Annotated in this window: 1 protein-coding gene; it reads right to left on the bottom strand. The window is 54.5% G+C overall.

Annotated elements, in window-relative coordinates; all coding sequences use genetic code 11:
- Positions 1-2659 (bottom strand): DNA-directed RNA polymerase subunit beta (gene rpoB, locus QZL66_RS04370; RefSeq protein ID WP_293601852.1); only part of this gene is annotated, 2659 nt, incomplete at its 3' end.
- Between the last annotated feature and the right edge of the window lie 237 nt (positions 2660-2896).

The raw sequence follows: 2896 nt of genomic DNA, 5'->3' as shown, positions 1-2896 counted from the left end.
GCTCTGTCTCGCCCTTCGGGGTGACCTTACCAACCAGAATATCGCCGGCGTGAACCTCGGCACCAATGCGGATGATACCGTTTTCGTCCAGATCCTTCAGCGCATCATCGCCCACGTTGGGGATATCTCTGGTGATCTCCTCCGGTCCCAGCTTGGTTTCACGGCACTCGATCTCCAGTTCCTCGATGTGCACCGAGGTAAAGACATCTTCTCTTACCAGACGCTCGTTCAGCAGAACGGCATCCTCGTAGTTATAGCCCTCCCAGGTCATGAAGCCGATGAGGGCGTTCTTGCCCAGAGAGATCTCGCCGTCTGCGGTTGCCGGACCGTCCGCCAGCACCTGACGCTTCTTGACCCGCTCGCCAACGCTGACGATGGGGCGCTGATTGATGCAGGTAGACTGGTTGGAACGCTTATACTTCTGGAGCTCGTACTTATGGGTCTTGTGGTCGTCGTCCACCAGAACGATCTCATCTGCGGAAACAGAATCGATCACGCCGTCATAATCCGATACCACGCAGACGCCGGAGTCAACAGCTGCCTTATATTCCATACCGGTGCCGACAAACGGGCGCTCGGTCTTCAGCAGCGGCACTGCCTGACGCTGCATGTTGGAACCCATGAGGGCACGGTTTGCGTCGTCGTTTTCCAGGAACGGGATCATGGAGGTTGCCACGGAAACTACCATCTTCGGCGATACATCCATGAAGTCGATCTTATCGGCATCGATTTCCAGAATCTGATCACGGTAACGTGCTGCAACCTTGGAATGAGCAAAACGTCCCTCTTCTGTCAGCGGTTCGTTCGCCTGCGCTACAATATAATTATCTTCCATGTCGGCAGTCATGTAGACTACCTCGTCTGTGACAATACCGGTCTTCTTGTCCACTCTCCGGTACGGCGCTTCGATGAAGCCGTACTGGTTGATGCGGGCGAACGTTGCCAGATAGGAGATCAGACCGATGTTCGGACCTTCCGGCGTCTCGATCGGGCACATTCTGCCGTAGTGGCTGTAGTGTACGTCACGAACTTCGAATCCGGCACGGTCACGGGACAGACCGCCGGGGCCCAGTGCGGACAGACGGCGCTTGTGCGTCAGCTCTGCCAGCGGATTGTTCTGATCCATGAACTGGGACAGCGGCGAAGAGCCGAAGAATTCCTTGATGGCGGAAGTCACCGGACGGATGTTGACCAGTGCTGCCGGTGTGATGTTCTCTGCATCCTGCGCCTGAATGGACATGCGCTCACGGATGACACGCTCCATACGGGTGAAACCGATGCGGAACTGGTTCTGGAGCAGCTCGCCCACAGAACGGATACGGCGGTTGCCCAGATGGTCGATGTCGTCCACGTTGCCCACGCCATCGCACAGGTTCAGGAAGTAGCTGATGGTGGCGAAGATATCATCCAGAATGATGTGCTTCGGCACCAGCTCGTCTGCCTTTCTGCGGATGGCTGCCTTCAGGTCGTCCTCTCCGGTGCAGCTCTCCAGAATCTCGTTCAGGACGCTGAACCGCACCTTTTCGCTGATGCCCAGCGGTGCGCAGTCGAAGGAAACGTAGCCGGAAATATCCACCATGCCGTTACCGATGACCTTGGCTTCCTTCTTGACAAAGCGAATGGCGCTCTCGCCGGTCTCTGTCTCGTAGTATTCCTTGGTTTCTACGGTGATGTAGGCTTCCGTTACGCCGGCCTCCTGCACCTGCAGCGCCTGATCGTAGGTGAGCACAGTGCCGGTCTCGAAGAGCACCTCGCCGGTATAGGCGCTGACAACCGGACGGGCCAGCTCATGTCCTGCCAGACGGCTGGCAATGCCCAGCTTCTTGTTGTATTTATAACGGCCAAACCGGCTCAGGTCGTACCGCTTGGCATCGAAAAACAGATTGTTCAGGTGGTTCAGGGCACTCTCCACCGTAGGCGGTTCGCCCGGACGCAGCTTCTTGTAAACTTCCTTCAGCGCATCGTCGGTGTTCTTGGTGCCGTCCTTTTCCATGATGGTCTGTGCCAGACGCTCGTCGTTGTCGAACATCTCCTGGATCTCCTCGTCGCTTCCCACACCCAGCGAACGGATGAAGGTCGTGATCGGGATCTTGCGGTTCTTATCGATGCGGACATAGACCACGTCGTTGGAATCCATCTCGTATTCCAGCCATGCGCCGCGGTTCGGAATGACAGTTGCCTTGAACAGATCCTTACCGGTGCGGTCCTTTTCGGAGGCGTAGTAAACGCCCGGCGAACGAACCAGCTGGGAGACGATAACACGCTCTGCGCCGTTGATGACAAAAGTGCCGCTGTCGGTCATCAGAGGAAAGTCGCCCATGTAGATTTCGGATTCCTTGATCTCGCCGGTTGCATTATTTCTCAGACGAGTGGTCACACGGAGCGGTGCTGCGTAGGTGACATCTCGTTCTTTGCACTCTGCGATGGTGTACTTCGGGGTAGCGTCGATCCGATAGTCAACAAAATCCAGAACCCAGTTGCCGTTATAGTCCGTAATGGACGAAACGTCACGAAAGACCTCTTTCAGTCCCTTTTCCCGGAACCAGTTGTAAGAGTTCTTCTGTACCTCAATCAGGTTCGGCATTTCGAGAACCTCGTTGATCGTCCCGAAATTCATGCGAACGTTTTTCCCGCACTGTTTTGGCGTAACATGCACCATTGGCGAAAAACCTCCTTCACTTTGTCAGAAATGGCATAAACCGCACCTGCCCGTCGGAACTTTATTTTTTTCCAAAAATGCAGAAACCTCTTGACAGATGCGGATGGAATGTGGTATACTATTCTACTGAAATACGCAAATTTACATTACGATACATTTTTATATTATAAAACAATGCCGGGGAGTTGTCAAGAGCTCTCCGGCATTTTTGGCGAAAAAAACACTTCAGGTATCATT

This window comes from Ruminococcus sp. CAG:330 (assembly GCF_000437175.1).
Lineage (GTDB): Bacteria > Bacillota > Clostridia > Oscillospirales > Ruminococcaceae > Ruminococcus_C.
Note: the sequence above shows the minus strand (reverse complement) of the source record. Positions and strands in the feature narration are given on the sequence as shown.